This window comes from Candidatus Magnetobacterium casense, assembly GCF_019173545.1.
In the GTDB taxonomy this organism is placed as follows: Bacteria; Nitrospirota; Thermodesulfovibrionia; order Thermodesulfovibrionales; family Magnetobacteriaceae; genus Magnetobacterium; species Magnetobacterium cryptolimnobacter.
In genome coordinates, this window is sequence record NZ_JABXWD010000420.1 from 1 (window position 1) to 2,764 (window position 2,764).

The window sequence follows — 2,764 nt, forward strand, 5'->3', positions numbered from 1 at the left end:
AGTGCTGCTTTCGGGTCGCATGGATGCCGTGCGCTCTCATCCGGACTATGGCCTTGAGGTGGTTGACTATAAGCTGTCAAAGGGTGCCAATTTCAGACATGACATCCTGCAACTGGCCATCTATGCCAGACTGTTGGCCATCGCAAAGCCGGGGCTTAAGTTTCACGCATCCCTGGAGTACTACCTCCCCGAAATTGAAACGGTCGATGTTACGCCAAAGGAACTGGAAGATATCTTCAACGAACTGGTTGAACCGGTACTTCACGACCTGGTTGTTCAACAGAGGTCGTCACCGGGCAAGCGGGATCACACACACGATGAACCGGATGATGCCCCTGAGGTCAAAGACTTCTCCGATGCCATACAAAAGTGCTACGCAAACTTCAAACTCAACGTTGAGGTAATCGGCAAGCAGGAAGCCCCGCAGTTGGTGCGCTACAAGGTAAGGCCGGGGACAGGGGTGAAGGTTGCATCACTTGTCAGTCGTGCTGCGGATTTGAAGGTGCAACTGTCGCTGAAGCAGCCCCCGCTGATTGAGCCGGCTGAGGGGTGTGTCACAATCGATATCCTCAAGGACAGACCCGACACCGTCCTGTGGGCGGACGTGCTCCGGAGGCCGGAGTATGTGGCCAACGCCAGTGCTGTGGCATTTCCCATCGGCATAGGCGTGGACAATCAGGTCTTGGTTGGCGACCTGGCCGATCCGCTGCACTGTCATGTCCTTGTCGCCGGCAGCACGGGCAGCGGTAAGAGTGAGTTTTTGAGGTCTCTGGTGGCATCGCTGATCAAGAGGAATACGCCTCAGACGCTAAGGTTTACCATCGTCGATCCAAAGCAGGTGACGTTTGCCTCCAGAGATTGCGATATGTCAAACAGCGCCTATCTGACCGAGTCGATAATCCACGACATCGACGCAACCATTGACTGCCTCCAGAGGGCGGTGGATGAGATGGATGAGCGATACGGCTTGCTTGCAAAGGCAGCGGGTGATGACTTGCCATGTTACGTCATCGTGATGGATGAGTTTGGCGACATCGTTCTGTCGGCCACCAAGGAGCAGCAGCGGCAATTTGAGTCCCTCGTGGTACGGCTTGCGGCGAAGGGGCGTGCCTGCGGGATTCACCTTGTGTTGGCCACGCAGCGACCGGATGCCAAGATCGTCACGGGGCTTATAAAGGCCAATCTGCCGTTAAAGGTTTGTCTGAAGGTCACAACCTCAAAGAACTCACAGATCGTATTGGATGTAACCGGCGCAGAGGTCTTGCGTGGCTACGGCGACATGCTCTGTCAACGAGGCAGCGGCCTTGAGCGTGCGCAGTCGCCACTGATAGCGCAGGAGGAGTTTGCCGCCATCGTCGGGTAGGAAAAATGGGGTCAAGGGGACTGGTCCCCTTGCGGGGGGTTCTGAAGGGGGGCGGAGCCGCCCCTTTCTTTCTTTTATCGCACACAATCGAAACGTGCTATAATACAACCTAAGTCTGAGTTTGTACGTAGACCGTGTAGGAAAAAATATAACAAAACAGAGAATTTAATGGTAAATGGATTCCGTGCAACCTTACACACGCCATAGAGTGCCGACTTTGAAAAACCTGATTACTATTGCCCCGTGACATTCTTGCACCGTGTCAAATATCACCTGAGCTTGATAAAAAAATGTCTGATTATGTTATACTAAACTCGTGAGCGAGAGACATGAGACTATCTGCACATAAAGGCAATGTTATGGCGGTAATTGCGGTGCTATTGACGGTTGTGGTTTGTTCACTGGCCGTTGCCTATACCTCGACAGAACCTCCTGTCGATCCCCTGTATTTGAAGTACGAATTTGGCAATGGCAAAAACGTCATAAACGTAGGCATTCAGCCCATGTACCTGCCGGCAAACATAATCACGGAGGTCATGAGATGTGATGCCGTACTCTACGATACGCTAAAAGACCTCGGCATGGAGATCAGGTTCTTTCCGTTTTCCAAAGGGCGTGACGTAAACTATTTCCTCCTCAGAGGCGACCTCCAGGTGGGCGTAGGAGGCGATCTGCCTGCCATCGTGGCAGCCTCTACCGACAAGGTGGTTGTAGCGTCGCTGATGCAGTATGGTTTCACCTCGGTCGTCACAAAGCAACACACGAGGATAAAGGACTTACGTGGCACCAAAATAGGTTACGCCTTTGGCTCAAACGCCCACTACACCCTCCTCAGCGCCATGTCCATAGAGGGTAATATCCCCAAAGATGTCCGTCTTGTCAAAATGGAAGTAACAGATATGGTTGCCGCACTCAGGGCGCACAAGATAGATGCCTTTGCCGCCTGGGAACCAACGGTTACGGAGGCACTGATTACATTGCCCGGCTCTGATGTGATATACAGCAAGGTAAGTTCGGGGTTTATGTACTTCGGGAAGGACTTTTATGCCTCACACCCCGATGCCGCAGAGGCCATCGTTGCTTCCGAGCTAAGGGCCTTGAGGTGGCTGCAGAGGGGCAAAAACAATCTGCTAACGGCAGCAAAATGGGCACTGGACAGGCAGAAATCATTCAGCGGTAAACCCTCACCATTAACGCCTGAGCATATAGCCGAAATTGCCTTAAAGGACTTGCCAGGCATGAATACAGACCCAAGGCTGCCAATGGGTAATTTTGCCCAACACGGTACGATGAGCGAAGAGTTCGATTTTCTCAAGTCGATAGGATTTATACCATCTGGGATGTCGATAGATATAGTATACAAAAATTTCCAGCCGGGTATTATCGAAAGGATCGCAAACA

At 52.1% G+C, this 2,764-nt stretch carries 2 protein-coding genes; both read left to right on the forward strand.

All coding sequences use genetic code 11. From position 1 onward, the window contains the following. On the forward strand, window positions 1-1,363 hold a 1,363-nt coding region (locus tag HWQ67_RS15760; protein WP_218253639.1), incomplete at its 5' end, for a DNA translocase FtsK. A gap of 359 nt (window positions 1,364-1,722) precedes the next feature. Continuing rightward, a partial coding sequence (locus HWQ67_RS15765) for an ABC transporter substrate-binding protein (RefSeq protein ID WP_218253640.1) occupies window positions 1,723-2,764 on the forward strand: 1,042 nt, incomplete at its 3' end.